Consider the following 20,483-nt stretch of genomic DNA (forward strand, 5'->3'; position numbering starts at 1 on the left):
TGAGAACAGCAAGTTCGAACGTTTTCTGACGACGCTGGGTTATCCGTACTGGGAAGAGACGAAAAACCCGGTGTACCGCTTATTCCTCGCGTAGCAGCAAACGGTCGGTGTAGTAGGTCGCCGCGAGGTCGCCGCGAGCGCCAGGGATGTGAACGACGCAGCGCAACGCCGCTACGACCACGGCGCCATAGCGGCGAGAAAGGCTCGGGGTTTACCTTAGGCTCATGCAAAGCGAGACGAACGGGCAGCTACTGGTCGAATCGCAGCAAACGCCGACTGGGCGCTGTTGGAACACGTTCGTGCCCAACGGCGTCGTTCAATCGGGCACACCCGTTATCTCAAAACTAGATACAGCCTATCCACCATATCGCGTTGCGCGATACGGCGCATGATTGTCAAACTGCGTGCATATCAAACGCCGCATTCAGGAGACAACTCATGCGCACCCAAGTTGGCATCATCGGTGCCGGGCCTGCGGGCCTGCTGCTTTCCCATCTTCTTCACTTGCGTGGCATCGAGTCCGTCGTGCTCGAATCGCGTACTCGCGAACAGATCGAATCCACGATCCGCGCCGGTGTGCTCGAACAGGGCACGATGGACCTGCTCACCGAAGCCGGCGTCGGCGCACGCATGAAGGCCGAGGGCGCGCTGCATCACGGTTTTGAACTGGCGTTCGAAGGCAAGCGGCGACGCATCGATCTGACGGGTCTCACCGGTCATTCGATCACCGTGTACGCGCAACACGAAGTCATCAAGGACCTGGTCGCCGCGCGCGTGGCGGCCGACGGGGCCCTGCGTTTCAGCGTGACGGAGACGTCCGTGCACGGTATCGATACCGATCGGCCTTCGATCCGCTATCGCCACGAAGGCGAAGCATGCGAACTGCAATGCGACTTCGTGATCGGCTGTGACGGCTCGCAAGGCGTCTCGCGCGCATCGATTCCGCAGGCTTTGCGCAAGGATTTCGAGCGCGTCTATCCATTCGGCTGGTTCGGCATTCTGTGCGAAGGGCCGCACTCGTCGGATGAACTGATCTACGCGCGGCACGAGCGCGGTTTCGCGCTGATCAGCACGCGCTCGCCGAACGTGCAGCGCATGTATTTCCAATGCGATCCCAAAGATTCCGTCGACAACTGGTCCGACGATCGAATCTGGGCCGAGTTGCACGCACGCGTCGATTCGCACGACGGCCAGAAAATCGTCGACGGCAAGATTTTCCAGAAGAACATTGTCGGCATGCGCAGTTTCGTGTCAGCCACCATGCAGCATGGCCGGCTCTTCCTCGCTGGGGACGCCGCGCATATCGTGCCGCCCACCGGCGCCAAGGGGATGAACCTCGCCGTTGCCGATGTGCGTGTGTTGACTAAGGCGCTGAGCGCGTTCTACGTCGAAAATCGTACCGATCTGCTCGACAGTTACAGTGAAACCGCGCTCAAACGCATCTGGCGTGCGGAACATTTCTCGTACTGGATGACGAGCATGATGCACCGCATTGAAGGCGCATCGCCGTTCGAGCAACAACTGCAAGTCGCCGAGCTCGAGTATGTGACCACGTCGCGCGCGGCAGCGACCGCGATGGCGGAGAACTATGTAGGCGTCGCGGTCGTATAACAGCGGTGTGGGCAATGCGTAGTTGGATGAAGCAAGCGATGTTCAGTCAAGCGACAAGTCCCGGTGCGCATTCGCCATTGTGGTGCCAACAGGAACAGTGAATTCAGCAATGTAGGATTTATCCGCATCTGGTCCACCCTTAGACTGTCTCTTACCGTACTCCGCGTTACATCCGCGGCGCGTATAAGCCAATCTCTGGAGGTGGTTTCATGAAATCGCTCATCAACGCTGTTGTGATTGCCGTAGTTCTCGGCGCTCCGATCGCTTCGTTTGCACAATCGAATCAGCCAGCGCCGCAAAACGCACAGGGCGCGCAGTCGCAGGTTTCAGGGCAGCAAAGTGCGCGTCAGGCCGATACCAGCGGTTATGGTTCGGCCAGTCGCGGCACATGGCAGGCCGGTCACGGCAGCGATACCACGGTAAGCTCGTATTCGCCACCGATCTACAACGCACGTTAAGGGTTCATTGCGCGCGCAACAGCGTCATCTCATTGCGCAGTAAGGCCTGAAGATCCTCGTCACTCGGCCGCGTACCCCAGTGCCGCGCGCCGGCGACCGACGCAATCGCGATCCACGAATGAGGTGGAAACCACTCGCGAAGCACGGCGCCATCCTGACGCAAACACAATTGGCCGGTCTGTTCGCTGTATTCGGCGGAAATGACTGTGCCGTTGATTTGCGCCGTTACTCGCCGTGGATCGCTGCGTATCAAATCGTCACTCCTGCAAAGGGTGTGGCGCGAATGCGTGTGGGGGCCGGTGGTCTGAGTGGCGCCGCCAGCGCCCATGCTTCATCAGTGATAGCCGCGGCCGTGGTCGTCGCCATGGCCGTGCCAATCGCCGTGTGGGCCGTCGCGGTAGCCGCGCGCATCATGCCATTCGCGCTCGTGATGGCGGCCTTCCCACTCGCGTCGTTCCCAGTAACGGTGGCCGTCGTAATAACGATCGCCGTGCCAGCCAGGACTCACCACCACCACGGGCGGCGGCGGAGCATAGACCGGCGCGGGCGCGTAGGCCACACCCGGCACGCCGATATTCACGCCCACATCGACGTGCGCCAGCGCGACAGAAGACACCCCAATCCCCAGACCTGCGACGATTGCAATGGACAGCCAGCGGTTTCGTGAATTGTTCATGTTTTATTTTCGATTTTCGATTTTCGATTGAGGGTGGAGCGCGCTCTGTGAACGGCGCTTAGTAATGGTCGTGATCGTGATAGTGGTCATGATTGTGATAACCGCCCTCTGGGACGACGATGCAACCACCCAATGCACTGCCGAGGGTGATAGCCAATAGAACCAGCGCGAAAATTCGTTTCATGAAATTGCTCTCCCGATTGCGTGTGATCGAACTCTACTGACCGGCGGGATTACCGGTGTGTTCGTGTGTAACAGGACGTGTCGATTCCTGCGCATGTCGGCTGTGTACACAGCACGGTGCGTGGAATGCGTTGCAGCGCTGCGATTGACCGTTCCGATGGCATGCAGTGAGTGGCCAAGCCGTTGAGCACGCTATGAAAAGCGTCGGACCGTCATGCATCCACCGGGCTCCGGCAAACCGGCGCGCATCCGTGTGAACAACAGGAACATGTACGACACGGCACATCTTCGGCCGTATGCCAAACGGATACATTCAGTTGCAGACCTGGAAGGTGCGGCCTCGATCATGACGATTTCGACGTCATGGCATCCGCTCGATGGTTATTCCCGAGTGCGTGATAAGCACAGAAAAAACAAGTCTTTTACGTGCGCCCTCAACGCTGGTTAGATCGGCAGAAGCGCTGACGAACTGATCTGGGTTCCACTGGCTCGAGCCACCGTCGAATTCAGATCAAGGTTGTCGCGCTGCGCGCCTCATGGCGCGCTGACTGTCCCGTCCTCAACCTCAGGAGTTGCATCGCATGTCGAATCTCAGTCTCGCGACGTCCAACGCACTGGACGTTCATCCCGTCACCGGCCGCATCGGCGCGGAAATTCGCGGCGTGCGCCTGTCGGAGCAGCTCGAACCGGCAACCGTCGAAGCGATTCGCGCCGCGCTGGTGCGCCATAAGGTGATCTTTTTCCGCGGCCAGACGCATCTGCAGGATGCCGATCAGGAAGCCTTCGCGAAGCTGCTCGGCGAGCCGGTCTCGCATCCGACGGTGCCGGTGATCGACGGTACCGACTACCTGCTCGAACTCGATTCGCATCGCGGCGGCCGCGCGAATTCGTGGCACACGGACGTGACTTTCGTCGATGCGTATCCTCAGGCATCGATTCTGCGCGGCGTGACGATTCCGGAGGTAGGGGGCGACACGGTATGGGCGAACACAGCCACCGCTTACGACGATCTGCCGCCGCCGCTCAAGGCCCTCGCGGAACAACTGTGGGCGGTGCACAGCAATGAATACGACTACGCGAACCACGCCAACGTCGGCGAGCGCGGACGCGACGTCGAAGCGTTCAAACGCCATCGCGAAGCATTTGTATCGACACGCTATGAGACTGAGCATCCGGTCGTGCGCGTTCATCCGGAAAGCGGCGAAAAGACGCTGATTCTCGGTCATTTCGTGAAGAGCTTCGTCGGTCTCACGCCGGGTGCATCGGCGCATCTGCTGGAACTGCTGCAAGCCTATGTGACGCGACCCGAGAACATCGTGCGCTGGCGCTGGCAGGCAGGCGACGTCGCGATCTGGGACAACCGCGCGACCCAGCACTACGCCGTCAACGATTACGGCGACGCGCACCGCGTGGTGCGTCGCGTGACGCTGAAGGGTGATGTGCCGGTGAGCGTCGACGGTCGCCGCAGCTTTACACGCAGCGTCGAACCGAAGCCGGCGGCGAAGGCCGCTTGAACCACGCGGGCCAGGGCGCCTGTGCCGCTAGCCTGGGCCGCTGATCGAGGCGGCTCTGGCGGCGCGTTCGTGTTTAAGGCGAACCCTGTTCGATGGCCAGATGCTCCGGCGCGCTCGCGTCGCGGTAACCGAGCCGCGTCGAGATCGCGAGCCCCGATTGCTTGAGAAGCGCGACGTAGTGCGATTTCGTGTCGGCGCCGCAGCGCATGGTCGGAAACGAAATCGACAGGCCGGCGATCACGCGGCCCAGGCGATCGAATACCGGCACCGCGAGACATTGCAGTCCTTCTTCCTGTTCCTCGTTATCCTCGCCGTAGCCTTGCTCGCGTACGCGCGGCAGGATGCTTGATACGGCGTCGGCGCTGGCGAGCGTCTTCTGCGTCGACTTGCGAAATTCCACGTGCGAGAGCACCTCGCGCGCTTCGGCCGGGTCCATCCACGCCAGCAGCACCTTGCCGATCGCCGTACTGTGCAACGGATTGCGGCGGCCGATTCGCGACTGCATGCGCAACCCGTAGTCGGCGTCGATCTTGTGGATGTAGATGATGGCGTCTTCGTCGAATGCGCCGAGGTGCACCGCCTCGCGCGTGATCTGGCCGATGCGGCGCATCTCGACGTCGGCCTCGCGCACCAGATCGACGCTCTCCAGCGCCTTCGCGCCGAGTTCGAACAGGCGGATCGTCAGCCGGTAACGCTCGGTTTCGATTTCCTGCGTGACATAGCCGAGCGCCTTCAGCGTCTGGATCACGCGATGCACGGTGGTCTTCGACATGCCGAGCTTCTGCGACAGTTCGCTGATGCCGATCTGTCCGCTGTCGCCGATCGCGCCGAGAATCGCGAAGACCCGACCGACCGATGACGCCGATTCGCCACGGTCGTTGGCCACGCAGCCCGTGCTGTCCGCGTCCGGCTCGTGTGCGATGTCGTCGTCCTTGCGCTGCTTGCCGATTGCCGCCATTTCTGTCATTCCCTGTTGATGCCTGTCTGCTCAAAACGCGCTGAGATCGCATTCAAAACCCGCTCACATCCCGCTGCCGACAGTGCCGACCCGCGTGCCGGCCGGACCTCAGCGCCGAGAGCATACCGCGTCTCGCGAGCCGCGTGACCTCTGCCGCCGCCACGCTAGCGCGCCAGCCAGCCGCCATCCACGGCAAGCGTATGACCGTGCACGTAGTCCGACGCGCACGAGGCGAGGAACACGACCGGTCCCGCGAGATCCTCCGGCGTGCCCCAGCGCCCGGCTGGAATGCGGCCGAGAATTTCGTCGTTACGCTGCGCGTCGCCGCGCAGTGCCGCCGTGTTCGCGGTCGCCATATAGCCCGGCGCGATCGCGTTCACGTTGATGCCGTGCCCGGCCCATTCATTCGCGAGCAGGCGCGTGAGACCGAGCACGCCGCTTTTCGACGCCGTATAGGACGCCACGCGTATGCCGCCCTGGAACGACAGCATCGACGCGACGTTGATGATCTTGCCGCCGCTTTGCTGCGTCACGAATTGTCGCGCCACGGCTTGCGAAAGAAAAAACACGCTCTTCAGGTTGACGTCCATGACGGCGTCCCAGTCGTCCTCGCTGAACTCGAGTGCGTCGTCGCGGCGGATGATGCCCGCGTTGTTCACGAGCACGTCGACGCGGCCGAACGCTTCGATTGCGGCGCGCACGATGTCGTCGACCGGGGCGATCGACGCAAGGTCGGCGCGCACGTCCGCGAAGCGGCGCCCGGCCGCTTTGACGAGCGCGGGCGTCGCGCCGGCGTCGACGCGGCTCACGCCGACGATGTCGCAGCCGGCCGTGGCGAGCGCGACGGCCATGCCGGCGCCGAGGCCCGTGTTACTGCCGGTGACGATGGCGACCTTGCCGGTCAGATCGAAGGTGTTCACGTTGCGTAGGTCCCTATGTCGTTCGCGGTGCCAGTGGTGTCACGGGTGCTTGTGTGTCTGGGTGCGTGCGGCTCTGGGGTCTCTGCGGTTCCGAGCCAGGCGCGAGTTCGCCTTCAACGCAGGTCGCGGACCGCGATGTGATCCATATCGCTGAACACCTGATTTTCGCCGACCATGCCCCAGATGAACGTGTAGGCGCGCGTGCCGACGCCGGAGTGAATCGACCAGCTCGGCGAGATCACGGCCTGTTCGTTGTGCACGAGGATGTGCCGCGTTTCGCCCGGTTCGCCCAGCATGTGGAAGACGGCCGCGTCGTCGGCGATGTTGAAATAGAAATACACCTCCATGCGCCGTTCGTGCGTGTGGCACGGCATCGTGTTCCAGAGGCTGCCGGGTTCGAGTTTGGTCATGCCCATCGAGAGCTGACAAGTGGGCAGGACCTCGGGGACGATGAACTTGTAGATGGTGCGGCGGTTGCTCGTGGCCGGATCGCCGAGCGTTTCGGGCGACGCCTGCGCTAGCGAGATCGTGCGGGTCGGATACGACTCATGCGCGGGCGCGCAGTTGAGGTAGAACTTCGCGGGGCGCGCGGCATCCTCGCTGCCGAACGCGACGGCTTGTGCGCCCTTGCCGATGTAGATTGCCTCTTCGTTGCGCACTGTGTAGCGCGTGCCGTTCACGTCGACCCAGCCGTCGCCGCCGATGTTGATCGCGCCGAGCTCGCGGCGCTCCAGCAGATAGTTGACGCCGATCGCCTTGCCGAGCGAGGCGGGCAGTTCGACCGCGCGCGTGGCCGGCCACACGCCGCCGACGATGATGCGATCGATATGACTATAGGTGAGCTGAAGCGCGTCGCGCGCGAACACCTGGTCGACCAGAAACTGTTTGCGCAGTCCCGCGGTGTCCAGTGTCTTCGCGTATTCGCTGTTGATGCTCTGTCTCACTTCCATTGTTTTCTTCTCCGGTCGGGATGGGTGTCTTGTTGCGCCGTCTTTGTGCCGTACTGGCGCCATCTTGCGGCGCCGTTCTGCTCTCGACTGTAGCGCAGAATATTGAATCTGGAACGTCGGTCCGAAAATATTGCGCTGCCACATCAAGCGTGGCAAGGCTTGCGGACGGGAAGAGGGTAAACGATGAGCCGGAAGTCTATCAAAATCGGAACGTTGTTCCTATCGTGATGCTATATTGCGCCGAAAGGGAGTCGCCCGGCGTAAGAACGGGACAATTACCCCCGGGTGACCCACCCGATAACTGGACGCAAAGTCCATGGAGGAGGCATGAAGCTCAAGAAGGCCATCGACCGCATTCCAGGCGGCCTGATGCTGGTGCCGTTGCTGCTCGGCGCCTGTGTTCACACGTTTGCGCCGGGCGCGGGAAAATATCTCGGCTCGTTCACCAATGGTTTGATTACCGGCACCGTGCCGATTCTGGCGGTGTGGTTTTTCTGCATGGGCGCGACGATCGACCTGCGGGCGACGGGCGTGGTGCTGCGCAAGTCGGGCACGCTGCTCGTGACCAAAATGGTGGTGGCCTGGATCGCGACGTTGATCGCTGCCCGCTTCATTCCGATCGACGGCGTCAAGGCAGGGCTGTTCGCCGGCCTCTCGGTGCTCGCGATCACGACGTCGATGGACATGACCAACGGCGGTCTCTATGCGGCTGTGATGCAGCAATACGGCAGCAAGGAGGAGGCGGGCGCGTTCGTGTTGATGTCGATCGAATCGGGGCCGCTCGTCAGCATGATCATTCTCGGGGCGACCGGTGTCGCGTTCTTCGAGCCGCGGCTTTTCGTCGGTGCGGTGCTGCCGTTTCTGATCGGCTTCGCGCTCGGGAATCTGGATGGCGAGTTGCGCGAATTCTTCGGCCGTTGCGTGCATCCGCTGATCCCGTTCTTCGGCTTTGCGCTCGGTAACGGCATCGACCTCAGCGTGATCGTCAAGAGCGGGTTGCCAGGGATCGTGCTGGGTCTTGGCGTGATCGTGGTGACGGGTATTCCGCTGATTTTCGCCGACCGCTGGATTGCGGGCGGCAATGGGGCGGCGGGCCTGGCGGCTTCGTCGACGGCGGGCGCCGCGGTGGCGAACCCGGCGATCATCGGCGAGATGATTCCGCGCTTCAAGCCACTGGTGCCGGCAGCGACCGCGATGGTGGCGACGGCATGTCTCGTGACCGCCATTCTCGTGCCGATTCTGACCGCGCTGTGGGTGCGCAGGCATCATGCGCGGGAAGCGTTGCGCGAGGAGTTTGCCGGGGTGGCGCAGCCGCCGCTCAAGGAGCAGGACGCGCACGTTTGAGAGCGCGTAGGAGGCTGGTCTGTGCGAGAACGCGGCGGCGCGAAGTGAGTCACGTGGGGCGGGGCTCACCGCCCCAGCTTCCCCTCCAGCATCGCCTTAACCTGCGCCCACTCTTCATCGATGATGCTAAAGCGCACCGAATTGCGCTTACGCCCGTCCGGCATGATCCGCTCGTGCCGGACAATCCCTTCCTGCTGCGCGCCGATCCGCAGAATTGCGGCTCTTGATTTCTCGTTGAGCTCGTCTGTCGTGAACTGCACGCGCACGCACTGCATCGCTTCGAACGCATGACTCAGCAACAGATACTTCGCCTCGGTATTCACCGCCGAGCGCTGCACCGATTCGCCCAACCACGTGTGGCCGATTTCCAGCTTCCGGTTCAGCCGGTCGATTTTCCAGAACCGCGTGCTGCCGACAATCGCGCCCGTATCGCGTCGCACGATCGCAAACGGCATCACCGTACCGGCCGCGCGTCCCTCGAGTGCGGTTGCAATATAGCCGCCGATGGTTTCGGGACCCGGCACGACGGTCAGCTTCATGTTCCACAACTGGCCGTCCGCAGCAGCGTCGAGCAGACCCTGCGCGTGCTCCTGCTGTAGCGGCTTGAGTTCAACCGTGTGTCCGGTCAGCGTGGGTTGCATAGGTTCAAGGGTGGGGTGGTTCATAACAAGAAAAAAGGCCCACGAACGTGCGTTCGCGGGCCTTTCGCAGTGAGCCGATAAAAGTCTGAAAGACCCGTCTTAAACGGCCATCACCGAAACCGCCTTGGTGACCAGATAGCCTTCCATCGCTTCCGGACCGCCTTCCGATCCGTAGCCCGAATCCTTCACGCCGCCAAACGGCATTTCCGGCGAAGGCGTGGCGGGCTGGTTGATCCACAACATGCCGACTTCCATCTGTTGCGACAGCAGATGCACGTTGCGGAACGACTTCGTGAACGCATAACCCGCCAGACCGTACGGCAGACGATTCGCCTCAGCGATCGCTTCTTCGAGCGTATCGAATCCGCGGATCGCGGCGATCGGGCCAAACGGTTCGTTGTTGAACACGTCCGACTCGAGCGACACGTTGGTCAGCACGGTCGGCGCGAAGAAGTTGCCTTCCGAGCCGACGCGTTCGCCGCCCGTCTCGACCTTGGCGCCGGCCTTGCGCGCGTCGTCGAGCACCTTGCTCATCGCGGTGAGGCGGCGTGCGTTGGCGAGCGGCCCCAAGGTGGTGCCTTCTGCCAGACCGTCGCCGAGCTTGAGGCCCTCAGCGTGCTTGACGAGGGCCGCGGCGAATTCTTCACGGATGCTGTTGTGCACCAGAAAACGCGTGGGCGAAATACAGACCTGGCCTGCATTGCGGAACTTCGCGCCGCCGGCGGCCTTGACGGCCAGTGCCACGTCGGCATCTTCGGCCACGATGACAGGCGCATGACCGCCCAATTCCATCGTTGCGCGCTTCATGTGTGCACCGGCCAGCGCGGCCAGCTGCTTGCCGACCGGCGTGGAACCGGTGAACGTGACCTTGCGGATCACCGGATGCGGAATCAGGTAGCTCGAAATCTCAGCCGGATCGCCGAACACGAGGCCGACCGTGCCAGCCGGCACGCCTGCTTCGACGAAGGCCTGCAGCAGCGCTGCCGGCGACGCCGGGGTTTCTTCCGGCGCCTTCACGAGGAACGAGCAGCCGCACGCGAGCGCCGCGCTCAGCTTGCGCACGACCTGGTTGACCGGGAAATTCCACGGCGTGAATGCGGCCACCGGGCCAATCGGTTCCTTGAGCACTGTTTGCTGCGCCGCCAGATTGCGCGACGGCACGATCCGGCCGTAGACGCGGCGGCCTTCGTCGGCGAACCACTCGATGATGTCCGCTGCGGCGAGCACTTCGACGCGCGCTTCGGCGAACGGCTTGCCCTGTTCCTGCGTCATCAGGCGGCCGATGTCGGAGGCGCGCTCGCGCACCAGCGCGGCGGCCTTGCGCATGGTCGTGGCGCGCTCATTGGCCGGAATCTTGCGCCATGCTTCAAAGCCGCGCTGAGCGGCGGCCAGTGCCCGATCCAGATCGGCAATACCGGCATGGGCCACCTTGCCGATGGCCTTGCCGGTGGCGGGATTGACGACGTCGAGGGTTTTGCCGCTGGCGGCGTCGCACCACTCGCCGTTAATCAGAAGTCGGGTGTCGGTATAGCTCGAGGTGGCCATGCTGGGTTCCTGTTAGTGGGAAAGCGATAGGTCGCGCGCTCGTGAGGCGGATCGCGGAGCGATAAGCTGGACTTGCGCGGCCATGGGTGGACTGCCGATAACAATCATCTTATCTGATTGCGCGCGATCGCACCCGCGGTGGGGTCACAGCGGGTGCGCGGCACGCGTCTTGCTGCCCCGGTTGCCGCGGCGGTGAAACGCTTGCTTGAGCGGCGCCGCTCAAACAGGCGTAAAGTCAAGCGGCAGTAGCAGGAACCGGCGGCAGCCGACAGCCTTCGATGATGCCACGGGTAGGCCAGGGCAGCACCCAGGCAGCACCCAGGGCAAGACTCGAAAGCGGCAGGCGAAAGACGGCGAATGCAACCCAATCAACCAAGGTGCACGAGGAATCGACATGCCAACCGGTACAGTGAAGTGGTTCAATGATGCGAAGGGCTTTGGCTTTATCACACCGGACGACGGTGGCGAGGATCTGTTTGCCCATTTCTCGGAAATTCGCAGCGAAGGTTTCAAATCGCTGCAGGAAAACCAGAAGGTCAGCTTCGAAATCAAGCAAGGACCGAAGGGCAAGCAGGCGGCGGATATCAAGCCGGTGTGAAAGGAGTGGCCGGTCCGCGCATGCAGATGCGTGGACCGGCGGATTTTTTTTGCGTGCGGGGCCAGCGCGATTCATTCGCCCGCTTCGCGTTAGAACGCGAACGCGAGTCGTCACACATTAAACGCCAAACGCCAAAGGCGTTAAGCGTAGACGCTCCGCGCCGCACTAATCCCATCGAGCAATTCGTTTCGCACCCCGGCGAGCGCGCCGTCGCGCCGGTCGCGCGGATGTGGCGCGGCCACCTCGATCTCGCGCACCAGCCGTCCGGCGCCAGGCCGGCCCACTGTATTGAGCAGCAGCACGCGATCGGACAGGTACAGCGCCTCATCCAGATCATGCGTAACGATCAGCGCGGCGGTGCCGTGCGCGCGCGTCAGCGACAACAGCAGGTCCTGCAGATGCATGCGCGTCATCGCGTCGACGGCGCTGAATGGCTCGTCGAGCAGCAACAGGTCGGGCTGGGCGAACAGGCCGCGCGCCAACGCCACGCGTTGCGCCATGCCACCCGAAAGTTGCTTGGGGAGCGCCGCGCCGGTGCCGGCCAGGCCGACTTCCTCGAGCAGTTGGCTTACACGCGGGTCCGTGCCTCGCCGTGGACCCGCGGAAAACGCGACGTTGTCGGCCACCGCCAGCCACGGCAGCAGGCGGGGCTCCTGAAAAATCACGCCGAGGCGCGGTGACGGGCCGGCTTGCGGCAACCCGTCGAGTGAAATCTCGCCCTCGAAGTCGCGATCAAGGCCGGCCAGCACGCGCAGCAATGTGCTCTTGCCGCATCCGCTCGGGCCGACCAGACTGACGATCTCACCGCGTCCAATCTCAAACGTGACGCGTTCGAGTACTGTGCGCGTTTCGTAGCGTTTGCTCACGGCACGCACCTGGAGCAGCGGCGGCTGGCGTAAGCGATCGGCCGCGTTCAACGCACACCTCGTGAAGACGGTTGGCCGCTCGCGGTATCGCGCCACGACAGCACGCGCGCTTCGATCGTTTTAAGGAGGCTATCGCTGAGCTTGCCCAGCAGCGCGAGCAACAGGATCGCGCCGAACACGAGATCGGGCCGGCCGGTTTCGCGGCCGTCGCTCAACAGATAACCCAGGCCACGGGTAGCCGCGATCAGTTCGGCGGCGACCATGAACATCCATGCGAGACTCAGGCCCGTGCGCAGCCCGGTGAAGATGTGCGGCAAGGACGCGGGCAACAGGATGCGCGTGAACAGCGCCCGCCGGCTCAAGCGGTTGACTTCGCCGAGTTCGACCAGTTTTCTGTCGACGCCGCGAATGCCGGCCACGACGCTCAACTGCACCGGGAAAAACGCGCCGATGGCGACGAGCGTGATTTTCGGCGCTTCGTCGATACCCATCCACAGCAGCAGAATCGGCACCCATGCGAGCGACGGAATCGCGCGCAGCGCCTGAAACGCGGGGTCGAGAAGTGCGTCGAGACGGCGGCTCAAGCCCATTGCCGCCCCGAGCAGAAGAGCAAGCGCGGAGCCGATCCCGAAACCCGCGAAGACGCGCATCGAGCTTGCACCGATGTGGCGGCCGAGCCGCGCGCCGCCCAGTTGCCACAGCGTTTCAGCAATCGTGCTCGGCGCCGGCACCAGGTGCTCCGGCAACACGGAAGCACGCACCAGCGCTTCGATTACCGCAAGGAAGGCAAGCGGCAGGATCAACCCGGCGATGCGCCAGCGCTTGAGCGGGTCACGCGGTCGCGGCGCGACGCGCGAGGCATCGGCGGCTTGCGGTCGATGATGAAGCGCGAGCGATTCCTCGGTAGCCATAGGCGTCAGTCAAATAGTCGTCAAGCGATCGGCACAGCGGCTCACTGGCCGCTGTTCGCGGCGATCACGGGCTGCGCCGCCTTCACATCGATCAAGGCGTCGATCACCTGATTCAGATCCGTACCCGGCTTCACCAGTTGCTCCTGCACGAGAATCGGCGCGGCCGCTTTGAGTGCGGCGAGTTGCTGCGCGCCCGGCTGCGGATGGCTGAAATCGTTGCGGCTCAGTTGCAGCTTCGCGACCGGCAATGACAGCTTCGATTCTTCCGCGACGATTTTCGCGGTTTCATCCGGATGCGCGGCGATCCACAGGCGCGCTTTCTCGTACACCTTCAGGACGCGCGCGAGCGTCTCGGGATGGTCGCGCACGAAGTCCTCGCGGGCGTCCAGCAAACCCCACGTGTTGAAGTCGACGTTGCGATACAGCAGTTTCGCGCCGTCGTCGATTTGCGCGGCCGCCATGTGCGGATCGAGGCCGGCCCAGGCGTCCACCTCACCGTTGGCGAGCGCGGTGCGCCCATCCGGGTGCTGGAGATTGACGATTTCGACGTCATCGCGCGAAAGGCCCGCCGTGTGCAGCGCGCGCAATGTGAAGAGGAACGGGTCGGTGCCCTTGGTCGCGGCGATTTTCTTGCCTTTCAGGTCCGCAAGCGTCTTGATCGGCGAGTCGCGGCGCACCACCAGTGCGGTCCATTCGGGGCGCGAGAAGACGTACACCGCACGAATCGGATTGCCGTTGGCTTTACCGAGCACGGCGGCCAGACCCGCCGTCGAGCCAATGTCGATCGCGCCGCTGTTCAGATATTCGAGCGCGCGATTGCTGCCGAGGCTCAGCACCCATTTCACCTGCGTGTGCTGCGGCGCGAGTTCCTGCTCGAGCCAGCCGTTACGCTTGATGACGAGGCTTTCCGGCGAGTAGTACGCATAGTCGAGCTTCAGTTCGGCGGGTGGCGCGGCGCGCGCGATACCCGGCGCAAGCACGGCGAGTGTGGCCGCCGCGGCCATCAGCAATGTGCTCAGGCCGGCTTGCAGACGTCTTGCATGCTGCCGGTGTGAGGAAATCGAAGAAAGCGAAAAGCGCGCCGTGCCCCGCGGAATTTTCATTGACTGGTCCTGTGATGGTCGTTTAGTTGTGACCGCTCAATGTAGTCAAGGCGCGTGCTGAACGGAACGAATAAAAACTCACAATCAAAGCAGATCGGACGCTATGGCGGAAGCGGGCCGTGTAGTCGCGCTGGATCCACGCGCCCACGCTGCGCGAGGTATTGGGCGACGCGGCGCGCCGCATTTTCCTTAAGGTTTCCTTCAGCTTTGCTCCGTAGTATTTGCGCGATTCTCTTTGCCCCGGGCGTGTCCCATCGGGCAATAGTTCCGATAGTTTTCCGACAGAAAACTGAAAGCGCCAATCAAAGGCTTGCTGGAGCATCTCCATGAAGACCCTGTTCTTACAGGCGCCGTCGTATGACGGCTTCGACGGTGGCGCGGGTTCGCGCTATCAGGCCAAGCGTGAAGTGCGTTCGTTCTGGTATCCGACGTGGCTCGCGCAGCCTGCCGCACTCGTGCCCGACAGCCGCGTCCTCGACGCCCCCGCCGACGGTCTGTCCGTCGACGCATCGCTCGATATTGCACAGCAATACGACCTGGTGGTCATTCACACCAGCACACCGTCGTTTCCCACCGATGCGCTGTTTGCCGAAGACCTGAAGAAACGCAAGCCAACGGTGCTGATCGGCATGGTCGGGGCGAAGGTCGCGGTCGATCCGCACAATTCGCTGAGCGCGAGCGAGGCGATCGATTTCGTCTGCCGCGAAGAATTCGACTTCACCTGCCAGGAAGTCGCCGAGGGTAAGCCGTTCGCCGGCATCAAAGGTCTCAGCTATCGCGAGCCCGACGGTTCGATCGAGCACAACGAAGCGCGTCCGATTCTCGAGAACATGGACGAGCTGCCGTTCGTCGCGCCCGTCTACAAGCGCGATCTGAAGATCGACAACTATTTCATCGGCTATCTGAAACACCCTTACGTGTCCATCTACACGGGCCGCGGCTGCCGTTCGAAGTGCACCTTCTGCCTGTGGCCGCAAACGGTGGGTGGGCATCGCTACCGCACCCGTTCGGTCGAGAACGTGCTCGAAGAAGTGAAGTGGATTCGCGACAACATGCCTGAAGTCAAGGAGATCATGTTCGACGACGACACCTTCACCGACTTCAAACCGCGCGTCGAGGAAATCGCCCGCGGTCTTGGGCAATTGGGCGTGACGTGGTCATGCAACGCGAAGGCGAACGTGCCGTACGCGACGTTGAAGATCATGAAAGAAAACGGCTTGCGTCTGCTGCTGGTCGGCTACGAGTCCGGCGACGATCAGATTCTGCTGAACATCAAGAAAGGTCTGCGTACCGACATTGCCCGGCGTTTCAGCGAAGATTGCCGCAAGCTCGGCATCAAGATTCACGGCACCTTCATTCTCGGGCTGCCAGGCGAGACCCAGGACACGATCCAGAAGACCATCGAGTACGCGAAGGAAATCAATCCGCACACGATCCAGGTGTCGCTCGCGGCGCCGTATCCCGGCACGACGCTCTACAACCAGGCGGTCGAGAACGGCTGGCTGGAAGAGAACAAGGTCATCAATCTCGTCAGCAAGTCCGGAGTGCAACTGGCGGCGATCGGCTATCCGCATCTGTCGCGCGATGAGATCTACCACCAGCTCGAAAACTTCTATAAGCGCTTCTATTTCCGTCCGTCGAAGATCTGGGAAATTCTGCGTGAGATGCTGACGAGCTGGGACATGATGAAACGGCGCTTGCGTGAAGGCGTCGAATTCTTCCGCTTCCTGCGCGCTCACGAGGCGTGAGCGCCCTGCATCTGGTCGCCGTCACGCTGGCCTATGCGTGTGCGGCGGGGGCGCTTTTCGGCATCGCCTACACGGTATTGGCCGGTGCGTTGATCGGCCGGTTCTTCGCGAGAGCGGTGTCCGAGCCGACCAGTTTCCCCCCCGTCACGATCGTCAAACCATTGCACGGCAATGAGTGGGCGCTGCTCACCAATCTGTCGAGCTTCTGTCGGCAGGATTATCCGGGGCCCATGCAATTCCTGTTCGGCGTGCACGATTCGGCCGACCCGGCGTTGCAAACCGTCGACGATCTGCGGCGGCTGCATCCCGAAGCGGATATCACCGTGGTCGCCGATCCGCGCCTGTACGGACCGAACCGCAAGATCAGCAATATCCTCAATATGCTGCCGCAGGCCCGGCACGACGTGCTGGTGTTCGCCGACAGCGACGTGAGCGTCGGGCCGGATTATCTGCGCAATGTGATTGGCGAATTGCAGAAGCCTGGCGTCGGTCTCGTGACCTGCATGTATCGCGGCGCGCCCGATCCCGGTTTCTGGCCGCGCATGTCGGCCAAGGCCACCAACTACCAATTCCTGCCCGGTGTGGTGACAGGGCTTGCGCTGGGTCTTGCCCGTCCATGCTTTGGGCAGACCATTGCGATGCGACGCGAAACCCTCGAAAAAATCGGTGGCTTCACGCCGTTCGTGAAGCATCTGGCCGAAGACCATGCAATCGGCGAGGCCGTGCGCATGATCGGCGAGAAGGTGGTGATTCCGCCCTTCACGATCTCGCATGCCTGCGTGGAATCGAGCGCGACGCAACTGATCGCGCACGAACTGCGCTGGAGCCGCACGATTCGCCGCATCGATCCGCTCGGCCATCTCGGTTCGGCGCTGATTCATCCGCTCGCTTTCGCGCTGCTCGCCATCGCCTTCTCGGACGGCGCGCTGTGGTCGTGGCCGCTCGCGCTGGTCGCCGTATGCGCGCGGCTCGTACTGAAACTGCTGTCCGATCGCGCGTTGCAGCAGGCGCATCGCGACCTGTGGCTGTTGCCGTTGTGGGATATCGTATCGTTTTCAATTTTCGTGGCGAGCTTCTGGTCGTCGCGCGTGGTCTGGCGCGGTTTCAGTTTCAAGGTGGATGGCGACGGCCTGTTGTCGGCCGCGCAGGATGGAATGACGGATGAACAGCAGGTTGGGTGAGGCATGAGGTGTGGCACCTTTGAAACGGCTAGTGACGGCAGGTTAGTGGGCACGACGGCCTTGATATGCGCGCGCGGGGTGGCCGCGTGATGAAGCATCTCGGCCGCATCGCCGCGCTTGCCGGCTTGCTGGTGTCGCTGTGGCTGGTCTGGCAGGACAACCCCGTCGCCGTGCTCGGTGCATTGCGCGCTGCGGGCGCCGGCCTTGTTCTGGCCGCGCTCGCACACGTTCTGCCGATGCTCGCCAATGCCTGCGACTGGCGCTCGTTGATTCGCGGCGCGCATCGGCCCGGTATTGCGACGATGCTGCATCTGGTCTGGGTACGCGAATCCGTCAATTGCATGTTGCCGGTGGCGCGCATCGGCGGCGAGGTGGTGTCGTTCCGGATGCTCAAGCGCTGGAGCGTGCCGCCGTCCATGGCGGTCGGCAGTATCGTCGTCGATATGCAGCTCACGGTGATCAGCCAGTTGCTGTTCACGATGGTCGGCATCGGTTTTCTATTCGCGCATGCGCACTCCGATACCTTGCGGCTCGCCGGGCAACTGGCGTGGGGCGTGGTGGTGCTGACACCACTGCTGGTGCTGTTCGCACTCGTGCAGCATGCCAGTCCGTTCGAGCGCATCACGCGGGTTCTCAATCGTCTGACGAGCGGCAAGCTCGCCGCGCTCGTCGGAGAGTCCGCGCAGATCGACGAGGCCATCAAGCTGATCTGGCGCCGGCGCGGCGCGGTGCTGCGCTATCTGTTCTTCTGGCAACCGCTGCAATGCTTCCTGACGTCGCTGGAGATCTGGCTCGCGCTGTACTTTCTCGGTGTGCACATAACGCTGGTCGAAGCGGTGGTGTTCGAATCGCTGATCCAGGCGATCAGCAGTGCGGCTTTCTTCGTACCGGGCGCCCTGGGTGTGCAGGAGGGTGGTTTTATTCTGATCGGCGGCGCGCTGGGTCTCGATCCTTCCATCTGCCTCGCGCTCGCCGGCGCGCGGCGCATTCGTGATCTGCTGATCTTCGTGCCCGGACTCATTGCGTGGCAGTTTGTCGAGTCGTCGAATCGCGAGCCGAGGCGAGCGGGACGCGCAGAGCGCACGGCCGTGGGTGAAACGAGCCGGCGCTAGTGCCGCGAAAGCGCGCCCCTCAATCCGCGCCCGCATAAGCGGGAAACGACACCTCCACCGCAAGGCCTTGCTCTGCGATCCCAGTGCCGAGATGCAGGCTCGCACCGAAATGCTCGGCGATGCGCGCGACGATCGAGAGGCCCAGGCCGCTGCCGGTGGCCTGAGTGCCGGTCGCGCGGAAGAACCGGTTCGTGAGGCGCGCGAGATCGCTGGGCGCGACGCCGGGGCCGTCGTCGCGCACGCAGAGCTGCACCCGGCCGACCTCATGCTGTATCGCCACTTCGATACAGCCGCCCGCGCGCCCGTATTTGATGGCGTTATCCAGCAGATTGTCGAGCAGGATGCCGATTAGCACGGGCTCCGCATTGATCTCGGCACGCATGTCGCCGGTGAGCGTGACGCGAATGTTCTTCTGCTGCGCGTTGCGTTCGTTGGCAAGCAATGCGTCTTTCGCCACCGCCGCGGGCCTGAGTGGCGCGGTGGAGAGTTTTTCGTGCACATCCAGACGTGCGAGCAGCAGCAACTGTTCGGCGAGCCGCGCGCTGCGATCGACGCCTTGCACCACGCGTTCCATCGCCAGCCGCTGTAACGCCGTGTCCGGCTCGGCCAGGGCGACCTGGGCCTGCACCTTGATGGCGGCAAGCGGCGTCTTCAGTTCATGAGCGGCGTCGGCGGTAAACGCGCGTTCGCGTTCGAGCGAGTGCCGCAAGCGCGACAGCACCAGATTGATCGCGTCGACGAGTGGCCGTACCTCGGTCGGCACCCGGCCGATGTCGACGGGTTCCAGGCGGTTGATGTCACGCGCGCGGATGGCGCCCGAGAGCGTCTTCAGCGGCGCCAGGCTCCAGCCGATGCTGAACCACACCAGCAGCGCCAGCACCGGCAGCGCGATGAGCGTGGGCCGGGCGATCCGGCTCGCGACCCCGCTCACCAGGTCGCTGCGCGTATTGGCCGGTTCGAACACGCGCACGGTGTGGCCGAGTGCGGCATCGCGCAAGGTGAACGAGTGCCACATCTGACCGCCCAGTGTGATGTCTTGCGCGCCGCTTGTGGGCGGCACCGGCAAATTCCACGCGTGCAATGCGTGCAATTGCGGGCTGCCGGCCAGTACGTCGCCATTCGCGCTCAGTACCTGGAAGAGCGCGTCGCGCGGCAAGGTGTCGTCGTCGTCGCTGTTGTTGGCGCCGGGTTCGCCGCCTTTTTCTTCTTCGCGCACGTCGATGCGCGCGTTGGCGAGCGTGGTCAGATTACGCTCGTCGAGCAGCGCGAGGATTTGCGCGAGTTCCGCGAGGCGCGCCTCTTCCCATTCGCCGACTTCGCGGGTGGCCTGACGATAGCTCGATATCAGCGCGATACCCCAGATCAGCACGATACTGGTCAGGACCAGCAGCACCAGGCGTCGGCGGATGGATGCCGACATTACGCTTTCTCCACCACGTAGCCGATATTGCGCACGGTCTTGATCAATTTGGCGCCGAGCTTTTTGCGCAGATTGGACACATGGACTTCGATCGCATTGCTTTCGATTTCTTCCTGCCATCCATACAAACTCTCTTCAAGACGCGAGCGCGACTGAGGAATGCCCTGGTGGGTCAGCAACTGCATCAGGATCGCCCATTCACGCGAAGTGAGGGGCACGCGCGCCTTGCCGAGCTCGACGGTTTGCGCGGCGGGATTGACCGTCAGATCCTGATAGCGGATCACTTCGACGCTGCGCCCTTGCGCGCGGCGCAGCAGCGCGCGGCAGCGGGCGATCAGCTCGGTCAGATCGAAGGGCTTGCCGAGGTAGTCGTCGGCGCCCGCTTCGAGGCCGCCGACGCGGTCCACCACCGTGCCTCTCGCGGTCAGCACCAGCACCGGCACGTCCTTGCCGGCGTCGCGCAGCCGTTTCAGCAGTTCCATACCCGGCACCCTGGGTAAGCCGAGGTCGAGCAGGACCAGTGCATAGGCGGTGGTGTCGAGGGCGAGGCCGGCCTTGTGGCCGTCACGTGCCCAGTCGACCGTGAAACCGGCTTGACGCAGTCCTGCTTCGATGCCGCAGCCGATCAGGTCATCGTCTTCTACGAGAAGTACACGCATGGGGAGCAATTCCGTTCGATGTCTATTTCGTTGCAGCAGTGGCGCTTACGCAAGCACCAGGCCGCCCACCCGCAGTGTAACGATC

The 20,483-nt window shown here is 63.0% G+C and carries 22 protein-coding genes; 8 read left to right on the forward strand and 14 right to left on the reverse strand.

Annotation, left to right across the window (positions count from 1 at the left end):
* Positions 1–438 precede the first annotated feature (438 nt).
* Both PQR53_RS21485 and PQR53_RS21490 read left to right on the forward strand, forming a co-directional pair.
* The gene (locus PQR53_RS21485) at positions 439–1,611 is read left to right on the forward strand and encodes a 4-hydroxybenzoate 3-monooxygenase (RefSeq protein ID WP_408458063.1); all 1,173 of its coding nucleotides are present in this window, start codon (positions 439–441) and stop codon (positions 1,609–1,611) included.
* A 209-nt stretch (positions 1,612–1,820) separates the two neighbouring features.
* Complete coding sequence (locus tag PQR53_RS21490) at positions 1,821–2,069, forward strand: hypothetical protein (protein WP_408458066.1); 249 nt, start codon at positions 1,821–1,823, stop codon at positions 2,067–2,069.
* A gap of 4 nt (positions 2,070–2,073) precedes the next feature.
* Here PQR53_RS21490 and PQR53_RS21495 read toward each other — a convergent pair whose 3' ends face one another.
* The 3 genes from PQR53_RS21495 to PQR53_RS21505 all read right to left on the reverse strand — a co-directional run bounded on the left by PQR53_RS21495 (position 2,074) and on the right by PQR53_RS21505 (position 2,929).
* Positions 2,074–2,322, reverse strand: coding sequence for a hypothetical protein (locus PQR53_RS21495; RefSeq protein ID WP_218911313.1), 249 nt, complete (start codon positions 2,320–2,322; stop codon positions 2,074–2,076).
* An 81-nt stretch (positions 2,323–2,403) separates the two neighbouring features.
* The gene (locus tag PQR53_RS21500; RefSeq protein ID WP_408458068.1) at positions 2,404–2,745 is read right to left on the reverse strand and encodes a hypothetical protein; all 342 of its coding nucleotides are present in this window, start codon (positions 2,743–2,745) and stop codon (positions 2,404–2,406) included.
* Positions 2,746–2,803: 58 nt separating this feature from the next.
* Positions 2,804–2,929 carry a hypothetical protein gene (locus PQR53_RS21505; RefSeq protein WP_408458070.1) on the reverse strand — a complete coding sequence of 42 codons (126 nt, stop codon included), beginning with the start codon at positions 2,927–2,929 and terminating at the stop codon, positions 2,804–2,806.
* A gap of 580 nt (positions 2,930–3,509) precedes the next feature.
* Here PQR53_RS21505 and PQR53_RS21510 point away from each other — a divergent pair.
* Positions 3,510–4,442: a TauD/TfdA dioxygenase family protein gene (locus PQR53_RS21510; protein ID WP_408458072.1), complete on the forward strand. Its 933-nt coding sequence runs from the start codon at positions 3,510–3,512 to the stop codon at positions 4,440–4,442.
* A gap of 73 nt (positions 4,443–4,515) precedes the next feature.
* Here the strand turns inward: PQR53_RS21510 and kdgR are convergent, their stop codons facing one another.
* The 3 genes from kdgR to kduI all read right to left on the reverse strand — a co-directional run bounded on the left by kdgR (position 4,516) and on the right by kduI (position 7,270).
* A complete protein-coding gene (gene kdgR / locus PQR53_RS21515) occupies positions 4,516–5,400 on the reverse strand; it encodes a DNA-binding transcriptional regulator KdgR (RefSeq protein WP_408458540.1) in 885 nt (294 codons plus the stop codon).
* Positions 5,401–5,564: 164 nt separating this feature from the next.
* Entirely contained in the window at positions 5,565–6,320 is a 756-nt protein-coding gene (gene kduD / locus PQR53_RS21520; RefSeq protein WP_408458074.1) for a 2-dehydro-3-deoxy-D-gluconate 5-dehydrogenase KduD, read from the reverse strand.
* Between the two features lie 113 nt (positions 6,321–6,433).
* On the reverse strand, positions 6,434–7,270 hold the full coding sequence (kduI, locus tag PQR53_RS21525; protein WP_408458076.1) for a 5-dehydro-4-deoxy-D-glucuronate isomerase: 837 nt from the start codon (positions 7,268–7,270) through the stop codon (positions 6,434–6,436).
* A gap of 327 nt (positions 7,271–7,597) precedes the next feature.
* Between kduI and kdgT the strand changes: the two genes are divergently transcribed.
* On the forward strand, positions 7,598–8,614 hold the full coding sequence (gene kdgT / locus PQR53_RS21530) for a 2-keto-3-deoxygluconate transporter (protein ID WP_408458079.1): 1,017 nt from the start codon (positions 7,598–7,600) through the stop codon (positions 8,612–8,614).
* 65 nt (positions 8,615–8,679) lie between these two features.
* Here kdgT and PQR53_RS21535 read toward each other — a convergent pair whose 3' ends face one another.
* On the reverse strand, positions 8,680–9,255 hold the full coding sequence (locus PQR53_RS21535) for a GNAT family N-acetyltransferase (protein WP_408458081.1): 576 nt from the start codon (positions 9,253–9,255) through the stop codon (positions 8,680–8,682).
* Positions 9,256–9,354: 99 nt separating this feature from the next.
* Positions 9,355–10,800 carry an NAD-dependent succinate-semialdehyde dehydrogenase gene (locus PQR53_RS21540; RefSeq protein WP_408458084.1) on the reverse strand — a complete coding sequence of 482 codons (1,446 nt, stop codon included), beginning with the start codon at positions 10,798–10,800 and terminating at the stop codon, positions 9,355–9,357.
* Between the two features lie 394 nt (positions 10,801–11,194).
* Between PQR53_RS21540 and PQR53_RS21545 the strand changes: the two genes are divergently transcribed.
* Entirely contained in the window at positions 11,195–11,398 is a 204-nt protein-coding gene (locus tag PQR53_RS21545; RefSeq protein WP_007181784.1) for a cold-shock protein, read from the forward strand.
* Between the two features lie 140 nt (positions 11,399–11,538).
* Here the strand turns inward: PQR53_RS21545 and PQR53_RS21550 are convergent, their stop codons facing one another.
* The 4 genes from PQR53_RS21550 to PQR53_RS21565 all read right to left on the reverse strand — a co-directional run bounded on the left by PQR53_RS21550 (position 11,539) and on the right by PQR53_RS21565 (position 14,606).
* A complete protein-coding gene (locus tag PQR53_RS21550; protein ID WP_408458087.1) occupies positions 11,539–12,315 on the reverse strand; it encodes an ABC transporter ATP-binding protein in 777 nt (258 codons plus the stop codon).
* A complete protein-coding gene (locus PQR53_RS21555) occupies positions 12,312–13,175 on the reverse strand; it encodes an ABC transporter permease (protein WP_408458090.1) in 864 nt (287 codons plus the stop codon). Before PQR53_RS21555 ends, PQR53_RS21550 begins: the two co-directional genes overlap by 4 nt.
* Before the next feature lie 41 nt (positions 13,176–13,216).
* Positions 13,217–14,179, reverse strand: coding sequence for an aliphatic sulfonate ABC transporter substrate-binding protein (locus tag PQR53_RS21560; protein ID WP_408458543.1), 963 nt, complete (start codon positions 14,177–14,179; stop codon positions 13,217–13,219).
* A 121-nt stretch (positions 14,180–14,300) separates the two neighbouring features.
* Positions 14,301–14,606, reverse strand: coding sequence for a hypothetical protein (locus PQR53_RS21565; RefSeq protein WP_408458093.1), 306 nt, complete (start codon positions 14,604–14,606; stop codon positions 14,301–14,303).
* Here PQR53_RS21565 and hpnJ point away from each other — a divergent pair.
* From hpnJ to PQR53_RS21580, 3 genes are all read left to right on the forward strand, one after another.
* The gene (hpnJ, locus tag PQR53_RS21570; RefSeq protein ID WP_408458096.1) at positions 14,605–16,026 is read left to right on the forward strand and encodes a hopanoid biosynthesis associated radical SAM protein HpnJ; all 1,422 of its coding nucleotides are present in this window, start codon (positions 14,605–14,607) and stop codon (positions 16,024–16,026) included. The two genes, PQR53_RS21565 and hpnJ, sit on opposite strands and share 2 nt — an antisense overlap.
* Entirely contained in the window at positions 16,023–17,207 is a 1,185-nt protein-coding gene (hpnI, locus tag PQR53_RS21575) for a bacteriohopanetetrol glucosamine biosynthesis glycosyltransferase HpnI (RefSeq protein ID WP_408458099.1), read from the forward strand. The genes hpnJ and hpnI overlap by 4 nt, the downstream gene beginning before the upstream one ends.
* 89 nt (positions 17,208–17,296) lie before the next feature.
* The gene (locus PQR53_RS21580) at positions 17,297–18,319 is read left to right on the forward strand and encodes a lysylphosphatidylglycerol synthase domain-containing protein (protein ID WP_408458546.1); all 1,023 of its coding nucleotides are present in this window, start codon (positions 17,297–17,299) and stop codon (positions 18,317–18,319) included.
* Positions 18,320–18,338: 19 nt separating this feature from the next.
* Here PQR53_RS21580 and PQR53_RS21585 read toward each other — a convergent pair whose 3' ends face one another.
* Entirely contained in the window at positions 18,339–19,739 is a 1,401-nt protein-coding gene (locus PQR53_RS21585; RefSeq protein WP_408458102.1) for an ATP-binding protein, read from the reverse strand.
* A complete protein-coding gene (locus PQR53_RS21590; RefSeq protein WP_408458105.1) occupies positions 19,739–20,398 on the reverse strand; it encodes a response regulator in 660 nt (219 codons plus the stop codon). Before PQR53_RS21590 ends, PQR53_RS21585 begins: the two co-directional genes overlap by 1 nt.
* Positions 20,399–20,483: the final 85 nt, after the last annotated feature.

It is taken from the genome of Paraburkholderia fungorum (assembly GCF_046027605.1).
Taxonomy (GTDB): Bacteria; Pseudomonadota; Gammaproteobacteria; order Burkholderiales; family Burkholderiaceae; genus Paraburkholderia; species Paraburkholderia fungorum_F.